This is a genomic window from Ornithinicoccus hortensis (assembly GCF_006716185.1).
Taxonomy (GTDB): Bacteria; Actinomycetota; Actinomycetes; order Actinomycetales; family Dermatophilaceae; genus Ornithinicoccus; species Ornithinicoccus hortensis.
Window position 1 is genome coordinate 1,767,059 of the sequence record NZ_VFOP01000001.1, and the last position, 20,787, is coordinate 1,787,845.

Here is a 20,787-nt window from a genome sequence, read left to right on the forward strand (position 1 = left end):
GGCCGGGAGGGGGCACCGACTTATGATGCGGAGCACCACCCGACCACGTCGCCGTCGCTCTTTTCCGGGCGCGCGCGACGAGCCACGAACCCGAGGAAGGCGCACCGTGTCATCAGCGCAGAACTACCTGGCCGTCATCAAAGTAGTCGGGATCGGCGGTGGTGGCGTGAACGCCATCAACCGGATGATCGACGTGGGCCTCAAGGGTGTGGAGTTCATCGCGATCAACACCGACGCCCAGGCGCTGCTGATGAGCGACGCCGACGTCAAGCTCGACGTGGGCCGGGAGCTCACCCGCGGCCTCGGCGCCGGGGCCGACCCGGAGGTCGGTCGCAAGGCCGCCGAGGACCACACCGAGGAGATCGAGGAGGCGCTGCGGGGGGCCGACATGGTCTTCGTCACCGCTGGCGAGGGCGGTGGCACGGGCACCGGCGGCGCGCCGGTCGTGGCCAAGATCGCCAAGTCGCTGGGCGCCCTCACCATCGGCGTGGTGACCCGCCCGTTCACCTTCGAGGGTCGGCGCCGGGCGAACCAGGCCGAGTCCGGGATCGGCAACCTCCGCGAGGAGGTCGACACCCTGATCGTCATCCCGAACGACCGGCTGCTCTCGATCAGCGACCGCCAGGTCAGCATGCTGGACGCGTTCCGCTCCGCCGACCAGGTGCTGCTCTCGGGTGTGCAGGGGATCACCGACCTGATCACCACCCCCGGCCTGATCAACCTGGACTTCGCCGACGTGAAGTCGGTGATGTCCGGTGCCGGGTCCGCGTTGATGGGGATCGGCTCGGCCCGCGGCGAGGACCGCGCGGTCCAGGCGGCGGAGCTGGCCATCTCCTCCCCGTTGCTGGAGGCCAGCATCGAGGGAGCCCACGGCGTCCTGCTGTCGGTCCAGGGTGGCTCGGACCTCGGTCTGTTCGAGATCAACGAGGCGGCCCGCCTGGTCCAGGAGGCGGCGCACCCCGAGGCCAACATCATCTTCGGCGCGGTGATCGACGACTCCCTGGGCGACGAGGTCCGGGTCACAGTCATCGCCGCCGGGTTCGACGGCGGCGCACCGCAGCAGCGCACCGACGAGCGGGCGCTCGGCCAGGTCCAGGCCGGTGGCGGCGGCCAGCAGCGCGGCCAGGGGCAGCAGGCCCCGCAGGGCCAGCGTCCGCAGGGCCAGCCCCAGCAGCGCCCCGCCCAGGGCGCGCCGCAGCAGGGACAGGGCCAGCCGCAGCAGGGACAGCCCCAGCAGGCGGGCCAGGCCGGCGCGCCGGCCGGTGGCCAGCAGGGGCAGCAGCGCCCGCAGCAGGCCCAGCCCGCCCCGCAGGGGCAGGGACAGCAGCAGGGGCAGCCCCAGCAGCGCCCCGCCCAGCCGCAGCAGCGGCCGGCCCAGCCGCCGCCGCAGGTGACCTTCGAGGAGAGCGACGAGCTGGACGTGCCCGACTTCCTCAAGTGAGGCGCTGACCCGCGTCGAGACCGGCCGGAACGGCCCGTCCCCATCCGGGGGCGGGCCGCTTCGTCATTCAGGAGCCCTTCTCCGGCAGGTGACCTGCCCGGCGGCGACCCGAGGGGGCTACCGTGGGCCCCGTGTTCAGGTGGCGTGAGCGTGAGTCGGGCGAGGGTCTGGAGTTCGGCGTCGACTGGGCCTTCACCGACCGGTGGGGCGGGGCGAGCCAGGAACCGTATGACGAGTTCAACCTCGGCGCGCACGTGGGCGACCTGCCCGGGGCGGTCGAGACCAACCGGCACCGGTTGGCCCACGCGCTGCGGCTCTCCGCCACGCAGCTGAGGTTCATGGACCAGGTGCACGGCACCGACGTCCTGGTCGCCGACGTGCTCGGCCGCCCGGCCGGCATGGACCCGCCCACCGCCTCCTGCGACGGCATCGTCACCGACAGCGACGAGGTCGCCCTCGTGGTGCTGGTCGCCGACTGCACCCCGGTGCTCCTGGTGGACCGGGTCGCCGGGCTCGCCGGTGCGGTGCACGCCGGACGCAAGGGCATGGTGGGCGGGGTGGTCCCGGCCGCCGTCGAGCGGTTGCGCCAGATGGGTGCCGAGCGGCTCGAGGCCGTGGTCGGCCCCTCGATCTGTCCGCGGTGCTACGAGGTGCCCGCCGCGCTCCGGCAGGAAGCGGCCGAGGTGGTGCCCAGTGCCTGGTCGGTCTCCGCGCAGGGCACCCCCGCCATCGACGTGGCCGCGGGGGTCGTCGAACAGCTCTCCCGGGCCGACGTCCCGCTCCGGTGGCTGCCCGGCTGCAGCCGCGAGGACGAGGGCCTCTACTCGCACCGGCGTGCCGGCACGACGGGCCGGTATGCCGGGGTGATCCGCCTGCTGCCGAAGGAGGGTGCCGCGTGACGGACCGGCGTGCGGAGCTCGCCGCGAACCTGGCCGCGATCCGGCAGCGCATCGAGGCGGCCTGCGCCGCCGCCGGCCGGGACCCGGCCGGGGTGACCCTCGTCGTGGTGACCAAGTTCTTCCCCGCCTCCGACATCGAGCTGCTGGCCGGGCTCGGCGTCACCGACATCGGGGAGAACCGCGACCAGGAGGCCGGGCCCAAGGTGGCCGACCTGTCCCCGGAGGTGGCCGGCGGGGTCCGGGTCCACTTCATCGGCCAGCTGCAGACCAACAAGGCCCGGTCGGTGGCGCGCTACGCCGACGTCGTCCACTCGGTCGACCGGGCCCGGTTGGTCACCGCGCTGGACAAGGCCGCCGGTGCCGCGCTCGACGCCGGTGAGCGGACGGCATACCTCGAGGTGCTCCTCCAGGTCGACCTGGAGGAGGGGGAGCGGGCCGGCCGGGGCGGGGTGCTGCCCGGGCAGGTCGCGGAACTGGCCGACCGGGTCGCGCAGGCGGAGCACCTGCGGCTGCGAGGGGTGATGGCGGTCGCCCCGCCGGGGCTGCCCGAGAACGGCACCCGCGCGGCCTTCGCCCGGCTCGCGCAGGCGTCCCGCCAGGTGGCGGAGGTCGTCCCGGAGGCCCGGCTGATCTCGGCCGGGATGAGCGGGGACCTGGAACTCGCGGTGGCCGAGGGCGCGACACACCTGCGTGTCGGGAGCGCAATCCTGGGATCACGCCCCGCACCCCGGTAGCGTCGTCAGCGACCACGTACACGCACGGCATCAAGGAGTCCACGACATGGCTGGGGCGCTGCGAAAGACCATGGAGTACCTCGGGCTGCAGGAGGCCGAGGAGCGCTATGACGACTACGAGGACTACGACGACCGTCCCGCGGCCGCCCCGGAGCCCGAGCGTGAGGAGAAGCCGCGCCGCACCGCCGAGGTGACCCAGCTGCCGCAGCGCACGCCGGTCGCCCGGGTGGTCCGCCAGCCGGAGGTGACCGAGTTGACCAGGATCACCACGATCCATCCCCGCACCTACAACGAGGCCAAGGACATCGGCGAGGCGTTCCGCGACGGTGTGCCGGTCATCATGAACCTCAGCGAGATGGCCGACAACGACGCCAAGCGCCTGGTCGACTTCGCCGCGGGCCTGGCCTTCGGGCTGCACGGCTCCATCGAGCGGGTCACCAGCCGGGTGTTCCTCATCTCGCCCTCCACGGTGGAGGTCGACGGAGGACCCGGTGAGTCTGCCCGCGCGCAGCAGCCGTTGTTCAACCAGAGCTGAGCACCGCTCGTCTGGTCCGCACCCGGCGGCACGGCGATGACCATCGCCCTGCCGCCGCCTGCGATACTGGGGCGTAATGAACAACAACATCGTCGGCGCCACCCTGAGCCTGGTGCTCTTCCTGTACTTCATCGTGCTCATCGGCCGGCTCATCTTCGACTGGATCCAGGTCTTCTCCCGCGACTGGCGGCCCACGGGGCCGCTGCTGGTGATCGCCGAGGGGGTCTACTCGCTGACCGACCCGCCGCTGCGCGCCCTGCGCAAGGTGATCCCGCCGCTGCGGCTGGGCAACGTCGCGCTGGACCTGGGTTTCCTGGTGCTGATCCTGGCGGTCAGCATCGCCCGCAGCTTCGCCGCGCAGATCCCGTTCTGAACCTTTGGCCTGCGCTGGGCAGGTCGCTAAGGTTGCTCGTTGTCAGTGCATGCCCGTTAGTCCCTGCTGGTCGAGTCGTGAGCGACCGGCAGTGATCATCTCCGGATCGAGGTAGACATGGCGCTCACCCCCGAAGACGTCATCAAGAAGAGTTTCAGCCCCACGCACATCCGCCGCGGGTATGACGAGCAGCAGGTGGACGACTTCCTGGACGAGGTCGTCATCGAGTTGCGCCGCCTCATCGCCGAGAACGAGGACCTGAGCAGCCAGCTGGCCGACTGCCGCGCCAGCAAGGGGTATGCCGAGGGCGAGGCGGTGCCCGCATCGTCCGCCGCGGCCGTGCCCGGGTTGAGCGAGGAGGACCTGGCCTCGCTGCGCGAGGAGCGCTCGTCCCTGGAGTCCGAGGTGGAGTCCCTGCGTGCCGAGCTCGAGCAGGCCCGCGCCGAGGCCTCCGGTGGCGCCGGTGAGGGCGAGCCGGGCGATGGCGAGGGCACCGACGGCGACAACGACGAGCGCGGCATGGGGGGCGACCCCGACGACGACACCGCCACCGGTGCCGACGCGGCCGCCGACGACCTCGGTGCTGCCGGGGTCCAGGCGGAGGAGCCGCAGGACGAGGACCAGCAGGACGACGTGCAGCTCGGTGCGTCCGACGACGCGGCCACGGTCGAGGAGGCCGAGGTCGACGGGGCCGACGAGCACCAGGACGCCCAGGACGAGTCGGGCGACGCCCCGGCGGCTGCGCCGGTCGCGGCCTTCGCCGCCGGCGGCGCCACCGCGGCCGTGTCCAGCGACCAGGGTCTGGCCGAGGACCCCACCTCGATCATCACCCTGGCCCAGCGGCTGCACGACGACCACGTCCGCGAGGGCATGATCACCAAGGAGCGGTTGGTCACCGAGGGCAACGAGTACCGCGACCGGGTGGTCGGCGAGGCCGACGCCCGCGCCAAGGAACTCGTCGAGACCGGCCAGCAGACCCACGACGAGCTGGTGCGCACCGGGCAGGAGAAGCACGACGAGCTCGTCTCCACCGGGCAGGCCCGGCACGACGAACTGGTCGCCACCGGTGAGGCCCGGCACGAGGAGCTGGTCACCACCGGGCAGACCCAGCACGACGACCTGGTCAACCAGGCCAACGAGGAGCGCAGCAGCGTCCTGGCCGACCTGGAGGTCAAGCGCAGCGCGGTGGCCACCAAGATCCAGGAGCTCACCGCCTTCGAGAACGACTACCGCGGTCGGATGCGCTCCTTCATCGGCGAGCAGCTGAACATCCTGGACCGGGACGGCGACGGCATCCCCGACGCCGCCCAGTAGGGACTCGCACGGACAGGGAGGGGCCCGGAAGACCGGGGCCCCTCCCTGCTGTTGTCGCAGGTAGGATCCTCACCTATCCTGCCGCCACACGCTGCGCCCACCGATGCGGCGCTCGACGACACATAAGGGGTCACATGACCAAGAAGGCGGGGTCCGCCAAAGTGCTCGAGCACCTCCCGGTGCTCGAGCACGAGGACCCGTGGACCGAGGCCGAGCTGGCCGAGGTCAAGGGGGAGTTGCAGGGCGACATGGAGCGGTTGCGCGCCGAGGTCGACGAGGCCGAGGCCGAGCTGTCGGAGTTGATGCGTGACTCCGGTGACGGGGCCGGGGACGACCAGGCGGATGCGGGCGCGGCCACCTGGGAGCGGGAGCAGGAGATGTCGTTGACGGCCAACGCCCGCGACCTGCTCGAGCAGACCGCCCACGCCCTCGCCCGGATCGAGAGCGAGGACTACGGGCTGTGCGAGTCGTGCGGGAACCCGGTCGGCAAGATGCGGCTGATGGCCTTCCCGCGTGCGACCCTGTGCATGACATGCAAACAGAAGCAGGAACGACGCTGACCCCCGAACCCGACCATGCCACTGGGGCGGCTGCCCCCACCCGGCACCGACCACGGTTGTTCTGGGTGGTCATCGTCGTGGCCGTCGTGTGGCTCGCCCTCGACCAGGTCACCAAGTACCTCGCCGAACAGCACCTGACCCAGGGCGACCCGATCCCGCTCGTCGGGGGGCTGCTGCAGCTGCGTCTGATCTACAACTCCGGGGCCGCGTTCTCGCTGGCCACCGGGGCCACCGGACTGCTCACGATCCTGGCCGTCTCGGTCGTCGTCTACATCATCTGGTCGGCCCGGCGGCTGGGCAGCCTCGGCTGGGCCTGGGGGCTCGGCCTGCTGCTCGGTGGGGCCACCGGCAACCTGACCGACCGGTTGTTCCGCCCGCCGAACTTCGGCGAGGGCCACGTGGTGGACTTCCTCGCGCTGCCCAACTTCCCGGTCTTCAACGTCGCCGACATGGGGATCACCGCCGCCGCCATCCTGATCGGGTGGCAGGCGCTGCGCGGGGTCAGCCCCGACGGCAGCCGGTCCGGCGGTGACGCCGCCGACGAGCGCCGGCCGGACCCCGCCGATGACTGAGGTGCGGGCGCTGCCCGTCCCCGAGGGGCTGGAGGGGGAGCGGGTCGACTCCGCGCTGGCCCGGATGCTGGGGCTGTCCCGCAGCCGCGCCGCCGACCTGGCCGGTCAGGGCCAGGTCACCGTGGACGGGATCGTGGTCGGCAAGTCCGACCGAGTCAGCGCCGGCGCCTGGCTCGAGGTGGCCCTGCCGCCGGCCCGGGAGGCCGAGGAGCTGCAGGTCAAGGCCGAGCCCGTGCCCGGGATGCGGATCGTGCACGACGACACCGAGATGGTCGTCGTCGACAAGCCCGCCTTCGTCGCGGCCCACCCGAGCGTCGGGTGGACCGGGCCCACCGTCGTGGGCGGCCTGGCCGCGGCGGGCTACCGGATTTCCACCTCCGGTGCGCCGGAGCGGCAGGGCATCGTGCAGCGCCTGGACGTGGGCACCAGCGGCCTGATGGTCGTCGCCAAGTCCGAACGGGCCTACACCGTGCTCAAGCAGGCCTTCCGGGACCGGGTCGTCGACAAGACCTACCACACCCTCGTCCAGGGGCTGCCGGATCCGCACGAGGGCACCATCGACGCCCCGATCGGACGGCACCCGGGCCACGACTACCGGTTCGCGGTGATGACGTCCGGGCGGCACTCCATCACCCACTACACGCTGCTGGAGGCCTACCGTTCCGCCAGCCTCCTGGAGGTGCACCTGGAGACGGGGCGGACCCACCAGATCCGGGTCCATTTCTCCGCGCTGCGGCACCCCTGCGCGGGCGACCTCACCTACGGCGCCGACCCCACGCTGGCCAAGCGGCTGGGCCTGGACCGGCAGTGGCTGCACGCCGTGAAGCTCGGCTTCGAGCACCCCGGCAGCGGCGACTACGTGGAGTTCGAGTCGCCCTACCCCGAGGACCTGCGGCACGCGCTCGAGGTCATCGCGTCCTGAACCCGCGGCCGGTCCCCTCCCTCCTCCGGCTGGTGCTGCTGGCCGGCCTCGTCGCCGTGACCGCGGTCGGGCTGGGCGCCGCCGGCCTCCCGTCACCCGACCTGTTCGCCGGGCTCGTCGTGGGGCTGGCGTACGCCCTGCTGGCGCGGGACGAGCTGCGGCTGCCGGGGTGGACCGGCACCGCCGCCCAGGGGGTGATCGGCGTCGTGATGGGCACCCTGGTCCAGCCGGACACGCTGCGGCCGCTGGCCGGCTACTGGCTGCCGGTCACGTTCATCACGCTGGCCACCCTGCTGCTGACCGTCCTGGCCGGGCTGCTGCTCGCGCGGTTCACCACGTTGGGGCGGACCACCGCCATCTTCGGGATGATCGCCGGCGGGGCCTCCGGGATCGTGGCGATCAGCGACGAGCTGGGGGCCGACGGCCGTTACGTCGCGGTGCTGCAGTACCTGCGGCTGCTGCTCATCGTGGTGCTCATGCCGGTGGCCGTCGTCGTCATCTTCGGCACCGACGGCCGGCAGGGTGACCTCGGGGCCGGGTCCGGACCCGCGGGGCCGTGGCCGGTGGCGGTGCTGGGGGTCATCGTGCTCGCCGTGGTCGGCACCTGGGTCGCCCGCGTGCTCCGGGTGCCCGCCCCCAGCCTGCTCGGCCCGATGGTCCTGGCCGCGGCGCTCACCGCTGCCGGGATCGAGGTCGTCCCATCCGTGCCGGTCCTGCTGACCAGCGCGGCCTTCGCCGTGGTCGGGGCCGAGGTCGGCCTGCGGTTCACCCCCGAGACGCTCCGCACGCTGCGCCGCATCCTCCCGGCGGGCCTGTTCCTGATCGTCAGCCTCATCGTGCTGTGCGGCGGGCTGGGGGTGCTGCTGAGCGTGATGACCGGGTTGACGCCGCTGGACGGCTACCTGGCGACCACGCCCGGGGGCATCTTCGTCGTGCTCGCCGTCGCCGCGGGGGCCGACGCCAACAGCACGGTGGTCGTGGCCGTGCAGGTGCTGCGGATGCTGGTCATGCTGCTGGCCGGCCCCGCGCTGGCCCGGCTGCTGAGCGGCCGGGACGGCGGCCCCGACCGGTGACCCGCCGGGGCCGGCGCCGGGCGGACACGGCCGACCCCCGGCATACGGCCTGTGACAGGCTGCCGTCATGGCTTCCTTGGACGACACCGCCCTCATCCCGCGTGACGCGCTGTTCGGCAACCCCGAGCGGGCCCTGGTACAGCTCAGCCCCGACGGGCGCTACCTGAGCTGGGTCGCCCCGCTGGACGGCGTGCTGAACGTCTGGGTGGCGCCGGCCGACGATCTGTCGGCGGCCCGCGCGGTGACCGCCGACACCGCCCGTGGCGTCCGGATGTACTTCTGGACCTACCGCCCCGGCGTCCTGCTCTACCTGCAGGACACCGGCGGCGACGAGGACTTCCACCTCTACCTGGTCCAGGTGGAGGGTGCGCCGGAGCAGGCCCGCGACCTCACGGCATACGAGCACACCACCGCCCAGGTGGTCGGGGTGAGTCACCGCCGCCCGGACGAGGTGCTCGTGGGGATGAACGACCGGGACGCGCAGTGGCACGACCTCTACCGGGTCGACCTGGCCAGCGGCGAACGCACCCTGGTGGAGGAGAACGCCGGACAGATCGCCGGCTACCTGGCCGACGCCGACTACCAGCCGCGGATGGCGCTGCGCGCCCGCCCCGACGGTGGGATGGACGTGCTCAGCCGGGCCGGGCAGGAGTGGGAGACCACCGACCTGATCCCGTTCGAGGACGTGATGAGCACGGCCCCGCTCTCGCTCACCGAGGACGGCTCCACCCTCTACCTGCTGGACTCGCGGGGGCGCAACACCACCGGGCTGTATGCCGTGTCCACCGCGGACGGGGAACGCACCCTGGTGCACGAGGACGACAGCGCCGACGTGGCGGACCTGCTGACCCACCCGCGGACCGGCCGGGTCGAGGCGGTCGCGGTGACCTACCTGCGGCGGGAGTGGGAGGTCGTCGACGAGGCGGTCCGGGACGACCTGGCGCGGCTGGCGGACCTGGGGCCGGGTGAGGCCGAGGTGACCAGCCGCACGCTGGACGACCGCCACTGGCTGGTGTCCTACTCCGCGGCGGAGGAGCCGCTGGCCTACTACCGCTACGACCGCGACGCGGCCGAGCTCACCCTCCTCTTCCACGGACGCCCGGCCCTGGACGGCGCGCCGCTGGTGCCGATGACGCCGGTCGAGATTCCGTCCCGGGATGGCCGGACCCTGGTGAGCTACCTGAGCGTGCCCGCGCACGCCGCCACCGGCGCGGCCGACGGGCTGCCCGCCGAGCCGGTCCCGATGGTGCTCCTCGTGCACGGCGGGCCGTGGGCGCGCGACAGCTACGGCTACGACGGTTGGGCGCAGTGGCTCACCAACCGGGGATATGCCGTGCTGCAGGTCAACTTCCGCGGCTCGACGGGCTTCGGCAAGGACTTCACCGGAGCCGGCGACGGCCAGTGGGGGTTGAGCATGCACGACGACCTGGTCGACGCCGTGGAGTGGGCCGTCGCCCGGGGCGTCACCCTGCCCGGGGCGGTGGGGATCATGGGCGGCAGCTACGGCGGGTACGCCACGCTGGCCGGGCTGACCTTCACCCCGGAGACCTTCGCCTGCGGCGTCGACATCGTCGGCCCGTCCAACCTGGAGACGCTCCTGGCGACCGTGCCGCCCTACTGGGCGGCCATGTTCGAGCAGCTGGCCCGCCGGGTGGGCGACCCGCGCACCGAGGAGGGGCGGGCCCAGCTGGTGCAGGCCTCGCCGCTCACCCACGCGGACAAGATCGTCCGCCCGCTGCTGATCGCCCAGGGCGCCAACGACCCGCGGGTCAAGCAGGCCGAGAGCGACCAGATCGTGGGGGCGATGACCGACAAGGGCATCCCGGTCACCTACGTCCTGTTCCCCGACGAGGGGCACGGCTTCGCCCGCCCGGAGAACAACAAGGCCTTCACCGCCGTCGCCGAGGGCTTCCTCGCCGAACACCTGGGCGGTCGCGCCGAGCCCATCGGGGACGACCTGACCGGGTCCAGCCTGACCGTCCCCACCGGTGCCGACGGCGTCCGCGGCCTGCCCGAGGCGCTCGCCGGCCACGAGGCCGTGCTCCGCGCCTGACCGCCCCCCTCGGGCGGGCGTGGGTGGCGTGGGGCTGCAGGATTATCGGGTCACCCGGTAATCCTGCGCTTCGTAGGAGAAGCTTCCCGGTCGATAGCGCCAGGTTCCGGGGTGAAGCCGGGGGCAGCCCCGCCAGGACGGGCAGGTGACGACCCCGCGCGGAGCAGGAAACCCGCACGCAGACCCGGGGCGGGATCGCGGGCGGGCCGCAAGGAGTCACCTTCGGGACGGCAACCGGCTGACCGCGGAGCGCCGACCCGACTCGGACCGAAACAGGCCGATTCGGGGTTCGGGCCGACACGCCGAGATGGTGCTCCGGCGCCCTGGCCTGCGGTCCCGTGCGAAGCCTGTGACCGCTCGCCGGGAGTGTCCCCGCGGCGACCTATGATCGACCCGATGTCAGCCTCCACGCCGCCCCCGGACCAGAACTTCGTGCACCTGCACAACCACACGGAGTACTCGATGCTCGACGGTGCCGCGCGCATCGAGGACATGTTCGCCCGCGCGCAGGAGCTGGGGATGCCGGCGATCGCGACGACCGACCACGGGTTCATCTTCGGGGCCCACGAGTTCTGGCGGACCGGCAAGAAGTACGACGTCAAGCCGATCATCGGCCTCGAGGCCTACATCACCCCGGGCACCCACCGCTCCGACAAGACCCGGGTCAAGTACGCAGACGGCGGGCGGGACGATGTCTCGGGTGGCGGTGCCTACACGCACATGACGATGCTGGCCCGCAACAACAACGGGATGCACAACCTGTTCCGGCTGGCCTCCCTGGCCTCCCTGGAGGGCTACTACTTCAAGCCCCGGATGGACCGCGAACTGCTGGAGACCTACGGCCAGGGGCTGATCGCCACCACCGGGTGCCCCTCGGGTGAGGTGCAGACCCGCCTCCGGCTCGGCCAGTATGCCGAGGCGCGGCAGGCGGCGGCGGACCTGCGGGACATCTTCGGTCCGGAGAACTTCTACTGCGAGCTGATGGACCACGGCATCGACATCGAGCGCCGCACCCGGCAGGACCTGCTGAAGCTGGCCAAGGACCTGGGCCTGCCGCTGCTGGCCACCAACGACCTGCACTACACCCACCGGGAGGACGCCAAGAGCCACGCCGCGCTGCTGTGCGTGCAGTCCGCCTCGACGTTGCAGGACCCGAACCGGTTCAAGTTCGACGGTGACGGTTACTACCTCAAGACGGCCGCCGAGATGCGCGAGGTGTGGCGCGAGCTGCCCGAGGCCTGCGACAACACGTTGCTGGTGGCCGAGCGCTGCGAGGTCTCCTTCACCGAGGGCGAGGGCCGCTACATGCCGCGCTTCCCCTGCCCGGAGGGGGAGGACGAGACCAGCTGGTTCGTCAAGGAGGTCGAGACCGGGCTGCGGAGGCGCTTCCCCGACGGGGTGCCCGACTACGCCAGCAAGCAGGCGGCATACGAGACCGAGGTCATCGTCGGGAAGGGCTATCCGGGTTACTTCCTCGTCGTCGCCGACTTCATCAACTGGGCGAAGCGGCAGGGCATCCGGGTGGGTCCGGGGCGCGGCTCCGGTGCCGGCTCGATGTGCGCCTACGCGATGGGCATCACCGACCTCGACCCGATCCCGCACGGCCTGATCTTCGAGCGGTTCCTCAACCCCGAGCGCATGTCGATGCCCGACTTCGACGTGGACTTCGACGACCGGCGCCGCGCCGAGGTTATCAAGTACGTCACCGAGAAGTATGGCGACGAGCGCGTGGCGATGATCGTCACCTACGGCACGCTGAAGGCCAAGGCGGCGCTGAAGGACTCCGCCCGCGTGATGGGCTTCCCGTTCGCCATGGGGGAGAAGCTCACCAAGGCGATGCCGCCGGCGGTGATGGGCAAGGACATCCCACTCTCGGGGATCCATGACGAGAACCATCCCCGGTATGCCGAGGCGGGCGAGTTCCGCGAACTCCTGCAGACCGACCAGGAGGCCGCCCAGGTCTTCGAGACGGCCAAGGGCCTCGAGGGGCTGAAGCGTCAGTGGGGCGTGCACGCGGCGGGCGTGATCATGTCCAGCGAGCCGCTGATGGACGTCATCCCGATCATGCGCCGCGACCAGGACGGCCAGATCATCACCCAGTTCGACTACCCGACCTGCGAGACGCTCGGGCTGGTCAAGATGGACTTCCTGGGGCTGCGCAACCTGACCATCCTGGACGACGCCATCGCCAACGTGCAGATGAACCGGGACCAGCAGATCGACCTGGACGCGCTGTCCAAGGACCTGACGGACCAGCCGACGTATGACCTCCTGGCCCGCGGCGACACGCTGGGAGTCTTCCAGTTCGACGGCGGTCCTATGCGTGCGCTGTTGCGACTGATGCAGCCGGACAACTTCGAGGACATCTCTGCCGTCGGAGCGCTCTACCGCCCCGGCCCGATGGGGGCGAACAGTCACACCAATTACGCCTTGCGCAAGAATGGGAAACAGGAAATCTCTTATCCTCACCCCGAATTGGCGGAGGCGCTAGAACCAATCCTGGGAACGACATACGGTTTGATAGTTTACCAGGAACAAGTAATGGAAATTGCCCAGAAACTTTCTGGGTATACTCTGGGTAAGGCGGATCTTCTTCGTCGCGCAATGGGAAAGAAGAAGCGCGAAGTCCTGGATGCGGAGTATGTCGGCTTCGAGCAGGGAATGCTTGACAATGGCTTTTCTGCGGCCTCGATCAAGGCGCTCTGGGACATTCTGGTTCCGTTCTCCGACTATGCCTTCAACAAGGCGCATTCGGCGGCATACGGGCTGGTCTCCTACTGGACCGCCTACCTCAAGGCGAACTACCCGGCCGAGTACATGGCCGCCCTGCTCACCAGCGTCCGGGACGACAAGGACAAGACGGCCCTCTACCTCAACGAGTGCCGCCGGATGCGCATCTCGGTGCTGCCTCCGGACGTCAACGAGTCGGTCGCCAACTTCGCCGCCGTCGGGACCGACATCAGGTTCGGTCTGGCCGCCATCCGCAACGTCGGGCGCAACGTGGTCGAGGCGATCGTGCGGACCCGCGAGGAGAAGGGCAAGTTCGTCTCCTTCGAGGACTTCCTGCGCAAGTGTCCGGCGGTGGTCTGCAACAAGCGCACCATCGAGTCCCTGATCAAGGGCGGTGCCTTCGACGAGCTGGGCCAGACCCGGCAGGGCCTGGTGATGGTGCACGAGCGGTATGTCGACGCGCTGGCGGAGGAGAAGAAGCACGAGGCGGTCGGGCAGGACAGCCTGTTCGGCGGGTTCGGCTTCGGCGACGAGGACGAGAGCGTCCAGTTGATCGCGCTGCCGCCGGTGCCGGAGATCGAGTGGGACAAGCAGATCCTGCTCGCCTTCGAGCGGGAGATGCTCGGCCTCTACGTCTCGGACCACCCGCTCAACGGCATCGAGCACATCCTGTCCCAGCACGCGGACACCTCGATCGGCCGGTTGCAGCAGGAGGAGGGTGGGCCCCAGGACGGCGAGTTCGTCACCATCGCCGGCCTAATCACCGCCCTCCAGCTCAAGCGCACCAAGAACGGCGACCCGTATGCCCGGGTCATGGTCGAGGACATGGACGGCTCGATCGAGTGCGTCTTCTTCCCCAAGGCCTACCTGACCGTCTCCACGATGCTCGCCACCGACACCGTCTGCGTGCTGCGCGGCCGGTTGAAGAAGAGCGAGGACACGGTCGAGATCCTGGCCCAGGACCTCACCCTGCCGGAGATCAAGGAGGGGCCGCGCGGCCCGGTCATCGTCAGTCTCCCGCTGACCCGGGTGACGGACGGCCTGGCCCAACAGCTCAAGGGGGTGCTGGCCACCCACCCGGGCGCCACCGAGGTGCACGTCAAGCTGATGCAGCCGGGCCGCTCGGTGCTGATGCGGCTGGACCCCTCGCTGCGGGTCACCGCCTCACCGGAGCTGTTCGGTGAGCTCAAGGCGCTGCTCGGCTCGGCCGCCGTCGGCAACTGAGCGCGGGGAGCACCGGGGCGGTCAGCGCAGCGAGGTGAGCCTGCTGCGGATCGACCCGACCCAGTCCGCGTCGGTCTTCGGGTTGGCCGAGAGCACCAACCAGGTCGCTCCGGCGTCGGCGTACTCCTGTGCCGGGACGCCCTCGACCCAGTGGGCCACGACGTCCCAGTCGGCCGGCGCCGGCTGCTCCAGGCGGCCCAGGTAGTCCGCCAGCTCGGCGGGCAGGGCGGTCTCGCCCTTGCCGATCGGCACGATGCCGTCCCACCGGCGGGCGCGCTGCAACGGTCGGCGGTTGGGCATCACCCCGGCCACCCAGACCGGCGGGCGGGGCTGCTGGACCGGTCGGGGGAGGAAGTCGGCCTGCACCGTGAAGTGCCCGCCGGCGAAGTCGGTGGGCCCGGTCCACAGCCGGTCGATGAGGTCGAGCGACTCGTCCAGCATCTCGGCCCGGACCCGCGCGTCCCCCTCGTCGCCCAGGTCGGTGAAGTCCTTGTCGACCGGCGATCCCAGCCCGACGCCGAGCACGGCACGGCCGTTGCTCAGGTGGTCCAGCGTCACCATCTGCTTGGCCACGACCCACGGCCGGCGCCGGGACAGGGGCGTGACCAGGGTGCCCAGCAGGACCCGCTCGGTCTGCACCGCCGCGGCACCCAGCAGCACCCACGGGTCGTGCGGCTCCACCGGGTGGCTCCACTGCAGGTGGTCCCAGAGGAAGACCCCGTCCCACCCGGCGGCCTCGGCCTCGGTCGCCAGCGCCAGGACGGTGGTGACGTCGGTGAACGGGGGGATGCTGACGGCATACCTCATGCCACCACCCTATGACCCGGAAGGTGACCGGGCCGGATGGCCGGATGGGCCGCCCCGGAACGTATCGTGGAGCGGTGACCGACCAGAACCAGACGATCGCCCCGCCCGTCGCCGCCCGCGTGGACCACGTCCGAACGCACCACGGCGAGACCGTCACCGACCCCTACGAGTGGCTCCGTGACAAGGAGGACCCGAAGGTCATCGCCCACCTCGAGGCGGAGAACGCCTACACCGAGGCGATGACCCCGCAGCTGGCCGACCTGAGCCAGGCAGTGTTCGAGGAGATCAAGGGCCGCACCCAGGAGACCGACCTGTCGGTGCCGGTGCGCGACAAGGGCTGGTGGTACTACTCGCGCACCGTGGAGGGGCTGCAGTATCCGATCCGCGCCCGGATCGCGGTCGCCGACAGCCCCGAGCGGCCGGTGCTCGACCCGGAGACGACACCGGCGGGTGAGCAGGTGCTGCTGGACGAGAACGTGGCGGCGCAGGGTGAGGAGTTCTTCGCCCTCGGGGCCTTCGACATCTCCCAGGCGGGCGACCGGCTCGCGTATGCGGTGGACACCTCCGGGGACGAGCGCTTCGACCTGATCGTCACCGACCTGGCCACGGGCGAGAAGCTCGAGGAGTCCGTCACCGGGATCGGGTATGGCGTGGCGTGGGACGCGCAGGGACGGCACCTGTTCTACACCCGGGTGGACGACGCGTGGCGCCCCTACCAGGTGTGGCGCCACGAGCTGGGCACCGACCCCGCCCAGGACGTGCTCGTCTTCCAGGAGGACGACGAGCGGTTCTGGATGGGCCTGGACTCCTCCCGGGACGAGCGGTTCATCCTGATCGGGGTCGGCAGCAAGAACACCACGGAGTACCGGATCCTGCCCGCAGACGACCCCACGGGTGAGTTCCGGGTGATCGCCCCGCGGGAGGAGGGGGTCGAGTACGACGTCGAGCCCGCCGGCGACACGATGTGGATCTTGCACAACCGGGCGCACCCGGAGGCCGAGCTGGCCCGGGCGCCTCTCGGCTCGACCTCCCCCGAGGACTGGCAGACCGTCATCCCCGGTCAGGACGGCGTGCGGCTGACCGGGGTCGACGCCTTCGCCTCGCACCTGGTGCTGTCGCTGCGCCGGGAGGGGCTGGCCGAGGTCGAGGTCTACCCGCTGGACGCCTCGTCCGCGACCGGGCTCGGCGAGGGCCGTGCGGTCGACGCCGGCGAGGAGCTCTACACCGTCGGCGTCGGGGCCAACCCGAGCTATGAGACCGACACCCTGCAGGTGGTCATCGGGTCCCTGGTGACGCCCCGCTCGATCTTCGACGTCGACCTGACGACGGGCGTCAAGACGCTGCTCAAGCAGCAGCCGGTGCTCGGCGGGTACGACCCAGCCGACTACGTCCAGCAGCGCCTGTGGGCGACCGCAGCGGACGGCACGCAGGTCCCGATCTCGCTCGTGGCCCGCAAGGACGTCACCCCGGACGGCACCGCCCCCGGCCTGCTCTACGGCTACGGCTCCTACGAGATCCCGATCGACCCGGCGTTCTCGGTGTCCCGGCTGTCCTACCTGGACCGCGGTGTGGTGTTCGCCATCGCGCACATCCGGGGCGGCGGCGAGATGGGCCGCCGCTGGTACGAACAGGGTCGGATGGAGCACAAGCAGAACACCTTCACCGACTTCGTGGCCTGTGCCGAGCACCTGGTGGACACCGGGTGGGTGGCACCCGACCGGCTCGCCGCCGAGGGGCGGTCGGCCGGTGGTCTCCTGATGGGTGCCGTGCTCAACCTGGCGCCCGAACGCTTCCGGGTGGTGCACGCCGGGGTGCCGTTCGTCGACGCCCTGACCACCATCCTGGACCCGAGCCTGCCGCTGACGGTCGGGGAGTGGGAGGAGTGGGGCAACCCGCTGGAGTCTGCGGAGATCTACCGGTTGATGCGCTCCTACACCCCCTACGAGAACATCCGCGAGGTGCCCTACCCGGCGATCCTGGCCACCACCGGCCTGAACGACACCCGCGTCTACTACGTGGAGCCGGCCAAGTGGGTCGCCCGGCTGCGGGAGACGGTGACCAGCGACCCGGTCGAGCGTCCCATCCTGCTCAAGACCGAGATGGTCGCGGGTCACGGCGGCAAGACGGGCCGCTATGACGCCTGGCACGAGGCGGCCTTCGAGATCGCCTTCGTGCTGGACCAGCTCGGGGCCCGCTAGTCACCGTGGGCTGCACGTTCTGCGCCATCGTCGCCGGTGAAGAGGCGGCGCACATCGTGCTGTCCACCGAGGACGTCGTGGCCTTCCTGGACCGGCGCCCGGTCTTCAAGGGGCACGTGCTCGTGGTGCCCCGCGAGCATGTGGTCACTCTGCCCGACCTCACGGATGCCCAGGTGCAGTCGGTGATGACCGCGGCCCGGACGGTCGCGGACGCGGTGCGCACGGCATACGGGGCCCAGGGCTCCTTCGTCGCGATCAACAACACGGTCAGCCAGTCGGTGCCGCACCTGCACGTCCACGTGGTCCCGCGGACCAAGGGGGACGGGCTGCGCGGGTTCTTCTGGCCGCGGACGAAGTATGCCGAGGGGGAGGCGGCCGAGTACGCGGACCGGCTGCGGGTGGTCCTCTGACCGGTGGCCAGGGCCACCAAGCGTTGTTAGCCTGGCCGGATTGAACCGCCAGGGGAGCCGCACGGTGCGGCACGCGGTCGAGGAGGGGGACACATGAGTCGAGCAGCACTGGCACCGGACGCGAGTTGGCCCACGCTCAGACAGGGACACCGGGGACGGAACGTGACGACGCTGCAGGCGCTGTTGCGCTCGCACGGTTACGCACTGGACGTCGACGGGGTCTTCGGGCAGGGCACCCTGTCGAAGGTCCGTGCCTTCCAGGCCAACCGGGGTCTCGCCGTCGACGGTGTCGTCGGACCCAACACGTGGACGGCGGCGACGCCGGCGACGGTGGCCAGGCGGGGCACGAAGGGGTGGCGGGCCACGGCGGCCAACAGCCAGGTCGGGATCGCCTCGAGCACCTTCGGCGCCAGTTCCGAGTCCGCCTGGAGGTCGCTGCAGCGCAGTCTGGGGCTCACCGCCGACGGCGTCTGCGGCCGTGAGTCGCTGCGTAGCGCGCTCCTGCGGTAGGGCAGCCGGGCGGTCCGGCTCCGCGACGCGCATGTCGCTTCTGGGCTAGGATCGCCGCACTGGTCGCCGGAACAGGGGAGTGAGATGTCGGCAACGCCCACGACGCGCAAGGGGCTGCGGACGCGGCAGTCGATCGTCGAGGCCGGACGTGGGGTCTTTGCCCGCGACGGGTTCGTGAGCGCCCGGATGGGCGACATCGCCGAGGCGGCGGGCCTGTCGATGGGTGGTCTGTACCGGTACTTCGCCAACAAGGAGGACGTCTTCGAGGCGGTCATCGCCGACGTCCACGAGGGGTTGTTCCAGGCGAGCGTGTCCACCAACCACGACTTCCGTACCGAGCCCTACGAGGCTCTGCTGGAGGCGAATCGGGGCTACCTGCAGCGCTACTACGAGTACCGCGACGTGATGCGCGCCTTCATGGAGGCGGCCCACGTCGACAAGCGCTTCCGCGACTTCTGGTGGTCGATGCGGTCGCGGCACGTCGAGCGCTTCCTGGGCGTGATGGGCAAGGTGTCGGCCGACGGGGGTGAGTCGGCCCCCGACCTGCGGCTGGCGGCGGAAGCCGTGGCCTGCATGGTGGAGCAGTCCGCCTACGTGTGGTTCGCCCAGGACGAGCTCTACGGCGCGACGGTCGACGTCGAGGACGCGACCCGGGTGGTGACCCAGATCTGGCACGGGACCTTCTTCCCAGAGAAAAAAGCGACATCACCCTCTTGACTTAACGCCGTTTGCTGGCGACGATCTATCAGACCGACCAATGGTGGTGACGTCTGAAGGGTTGTCCCGATGGCATTTCGTGAGTGGGCTGGCGGGTTGTCCGCCCTGGCCCTCCTGGCGCTGACCGGCTGCGCCACGGGCGAGGCCGGCGCCAGTACCGGCCCGAGCGATGAGGTAACCGTCGCGCTGATCGCCCCGTTCACCGGGTTCTCCGCCAACTACGGACCGGAGGCCAAGGCTGGCATCGAGATCGCCCTGGAGGATGCCGGCTACGCCGCGGGGGACACCGAGATCACCCTGATCACGGTGGACGAGGACGTGCTGGACCCCTCCCAGACGCTGGAGCGGGTGAAGAAGGCGGTCGAGGGCGACGGGGCCGACGTCCTCATCGGCCCCGTGTTCGGCTCCAGCCAGCAGGCGGTCGCGCCCTACCTGTCCCAGCGCAAGCTGCCGATGTTCACCTTCCTCGGCGGTCAGGAGTCGCTGGCCGGGGAGCGCAGCGGGTTCATCTGGCCGGCGCCCGACGACCAGACCGCCCGTCCGCTCGGCACCTACGCCGGTGAGGAGCTGGGCTACGAGACGATCGCGACCCTGGGTCCGGACTACGCCTACGGCCACGACGCGATGAACGGTGCCGCGCAGGCCTTCGAGGCCACCGGGGGCACGGTGGTCCAGCAGCAGTGGGTGCCGTTGGGTACGACCGACATGTTGCAGTACGCCACGTCCCTGGACCGGGACGTCGACGCACTGGTCATGTGGCTGGTGCCCACCGACGCCGCGGCCTTCGTCCGGGAGTACCGCAACCTGGGCATCGACATCCCGCTGCTGATGTTCCAGGGCGTCTTCGACCCCGACCCGGCGGTGACCAGGAGCGGTTCCTGACCCAGTTCACCGAGGACGTCGTCCCGCGGCTGAGAGACCTCGGCTGACACTCTGGTGCACCGAGGACAGCAACCGGCTGATTGATCCTGAGTCGGCCAGTCAGGGGGCAGTCTTGTTCCCTATCGGGCGTGATCTATAGAGCGGCTGGCTGGCACATACCCACGAGAATGGCGGCCAACGCTGGGAGACGCTGACCTGGGCAAACGCGGTTGTGATTGGCCGTGGCGCCTCCGGCGGCCGAGTTTCAGCTCGCCACCAGCGTGGTCACCTTGGCCAGTTCGGCACCGTGTAGGTCGCGCTCCACTTCGAGGTCGTAGTCGGTCTGGATGTTGATCCAGAACCGGTCGTCGACCCCGAGCGCCTTGGACAGTCGCAGTGCGGTGTCAGTGGTGATGGTGCGCTTGCCGCGTACGATCTCGCTGATCCGGGTCTGGGGGAGTCCGGTGGCCTGGGCGAGGCGGTACTGGGTGATGCCCAGCGGCTCCAGGAACTCGGTCAGCAGGATCTCGCCGGGAGTGATCGGGTCGTGGGCTTTGGTGGTCGTGGCCATGATCGTGGCTCCTCTCTTGCTCGGTCAGTGGTAGTCGGTGATCTCGACGTCAGTTGGACCGGTGTCTGTCCAACTGAAGCAGATTCGGTACTGGTCGTTGATGCGGATGGAGTGTTGTCCCGCGCGGTTGCCGACGAGTTCTCCAGACGGTTGCCGGGTGGCACTCGCAGGCTGTTCAGTTCGGAGGCCGCGTTGAGGAGGCGGAGCTTCTTCTGCGCGGCCCGCTGTAGTTCGGGTCCGAAGGCCCGAACGTGTTCGCGATTCCAGACCTTCTCGGTTTCGG

19 protein-coding genes are annotated in these 20,787 nt (G+C 70.7%); 17 read left to right on the forward strand and 2 right to left on the reverse strand.

The features are described from left to right. Window positions 1-106: 106 nt before the first annotated feature. From ftsZ to dnaE, 12 genes are all read left to right on the forward strand, one after another. Entirely contained in the window at window positions 107-1,441 is a 1,335-nt protein-coding gene (gene ftsZ, locus FB467_RS08185) for a cell division protein FtsZ (protein WP_141784665.1), read from the forward strand. A gap of 131 nt (window positions 1,442-1,572) precedes the next feature. Continuing rightward, entirely contained in the window at window positions 1,573-2,340 is a 768-nt protein-coding gene (locus tag FB467_RS08190) for a purine nucleoside phosphorylase YfiH/LACC1 family protein (protein ID WP_141784666.1), read from the forward strand. After that, the gene (locus FB467_RS08195) at window positions 2,337-3,074 is read left to right on the forward strand and encodes a YggS family pyridoxal phosphate-dependent enzyme (RefSeq protein ID WP_141784667.1); all 738 of its coding nucleotides are present in this window, start codon (window positions 2,337-2,339) and stop codon (window positions 3,072-3,074) included. Before FB467_RS08190 ends, FB467_RS08195 begins: the two co-directional genes overlap by 4 nt. A 46-nt stretch (window positions 3,075-3,120) precedes the next feature. Then, complete coding sequence (locus FB467_RS08200; RefSeq protein ID WP_141784668.1) at window positions 3,121-3,609, forward strand: cell division protein SepF; 489 nt, start codon at window positions 3,121-3,123, stop codon at window positions 3,607-3,609. Window positions 3,610-3,685: 76 nt separating this feature from the next. Beyond that, window positions 3,686-3,982, forward strand: coding sequence for a YggT family protein (locus FB467_RS08205; RefSeq protein ID WP_141784669.1), 297 nt, complete (start codon window positions 3,686-3,688; stop codon window positions 3,980-3,982). 117 nt (window positions 3,983-4,099) lie between these two features. Continuing rightward, window positions 4,100-5,296 carry a DivIVA domain-containing protein gene (locus FB467_RS08210; RefSeq protein ID WP_141784670.1) on the forward strand — a complete coding sequence of 399 codons (1,197 nt, stop codon included), beginning with the start codon at window positions 4,100-4,102 and terminating at the stop codon, window positions 5,294-5,296. Between the two features lie 134 nt (window positions 5,297-5,430). After that, window positions 5,431-5,856, forward strand: a complete 426-nt coding sequence (locus tag FB467_RS08215; protein WP_141784671.1) for a TraR/DksA family transcriptional regulator — start codon at window positions 5,431-5,433, stop codon at window positions 5,854-5,856. Then, window positions 5,829-6,428 carry a signal peptidase II gene (lspA, locus tag FB467_RS08220; protein ID WP_141784672.1) on the forward strand — a complete coding sequence of 200 codons (600 nt, stop codon included), beginning with the start codon at window positions 5,829-5,831 and terminating at the stop codon, window positions 6,426-6,428. The genes FB467_RS08215 and lspA overlap by 28 nt, the downstream gene beginning before the upstream one ends. Beyond that, window positions 6,421-7,350 carry an RluA family pseudouridine synthase gene (locus tag FB467_RS08225; protein ID WP_141784673.1) on the forward strand — a complete coding sequence of 310 codons (930 nt, stop codon included), beginning with the start codon at window positions 6,421-6,423 and terminating at the stop codon, window positions 7,348-7,350. Before lspA ends, FB467_RS08225 begins: the two co-directional genes overlap by 8 nt. Before the next feature lie 32 nt (window positions 7,351-7,382). Then, window positions 7,383-8,423: an AbrB family transcriptional regulator gene (locus tag FB467_RS08230; protein WP_211350575.1), complete on the forward strand. Its 1,041-nt coding sequence runs from the start codon at window positions 7,383-7,385 to the stop codon at window positions 8,421-8,423. A gap of 67 nt (window positions 8,424-8,490) precedes the next feature. Further along, window positions 8,491-10,476, forward strand: coding sequence for a S9 family peptidase (locus FB467_RS08235; RefSeq protein WP_141784674.1), 1,986 nt, complete (start codon window positions 8,491-8,493; stop codon window positions 10,474-10,476). A gap of 396 nt (window positions 10,477-10,872) precedes the next feature. Then, on the forward strand, window positions 10,873-14,430 hold the full coding sequence (gene dnaE / locus FB467_RS08240; protein ID WP_141784675.1) for a DNA polymerase III subunit alpha: 3,558 nt from the start codon (window positions 10,873-10,875) through the stop codon (window positions 14,428-14,430). 21 nt (window positions 14,431-14,451) lie between these two features. Here the strand turns inward: dnaE and FB467_RS08245 are convergent, their stop codons facing one another. Then, window positions 14,452-15,237 (reverse strand): LLM class flavin-dependent oxidoreductase, encoded by a 786-nt coding sequence (locus FB467_RS08245; RefSeq protein ID WP_141784676.1) that lies wholly within the window; start codon window positions 15,235-15,237, stop codon window positions 14,452-14,454. Between the two features lie 74 nt (window positions 15,238-15,311). Between FB467_RS08245 and FB467_RS08250 the strand changes: the two genes are divergently transcribed. The 5 genes from FB467_RS08250 (at window position 15,312) to FB467_RS08270 (ending at window position 19,954) form a co-directional block, all read left to right on the forward strand. Then, window positions 15,312-17,435, forward strand: coding sequence for a S9 family peptidase (locus FB467_RS08250; RefSeq protein WP_228393302.1), 2,124 nt, complete (start codon window positions 15,312-15,314; stop codon window positions 17,433-17,435). A gap of 5 nt (window positions 17,436-17,440) precedes the next feature. Next, window positions 17,441-17,845, forward strand: a complete 405-nt coding sequence (locus FB467_RS08255) for an HIT family protein (RefSeq protein WP_141784678.1) — start codon at window positions 17,441-17,443, stop codon at window positions 17,843-17,845. Window positions 17,846-18,007: 162 nt separating this feature from the next. Then, window positions 18,008-18,355 carry a peptidoglycan-binding domain-containing protein gene (locus FB467_RS08260; RefSeq protein WP_244932731.1) on the forward strand — a complete coding sequence of 116 codons (348 nt, stop codon included), beginning with the start codon at window positions 18,008-18,010 and terminating at the stop codon, window positions 18,353-18,355. An 84-nt stretch (window positions 18,356-18,439) separates the two neighbouring features. Further along, on the forward strand, window positions 18,440-19,072 hold the full coding sequence (locus FB467_RS08265; RefSeq protein ID WP_141784680.1) for a TetR/AcrR family transcriptional regulator: 633 nt from the start codon (window positions 18,440-18,442) through the stop codon (window positions 19,070-19,072). 69 nt (window positions 19,073-19,141) lie between these two features. Further along, window positions 19,142-19,954 (forward strand): ABC transporter substrate-binding protein, encoded by an 813-nt coding sequence (locus FB467_RS08270; RefSeq protein ID WP_141784681.1) that lies wholly within the window; start codon window positions 19,142-19,144, stop codon window positions 19,952-19,954. Window positions 19,955-20,198: 244 nt separating this feature from the next. Here FB467_RS08270 and FB467_RS08275 read toward each other — a convergent pair whose 3' ends face one another. Further along, on the reverse strand, window positions 20,199-20,504 hold the full coding sequence (locus FB467_RS08275) for a HigA family addiction module antitoxin (protein ID WP_141784682.1): 306 nt from the start codon (window positions 20,502-20,504) through the stop codon (window positions 20,199-20,201). Between the last annotated feature and the right edge of the window lie 283 nt (window positions 20,505-20,787).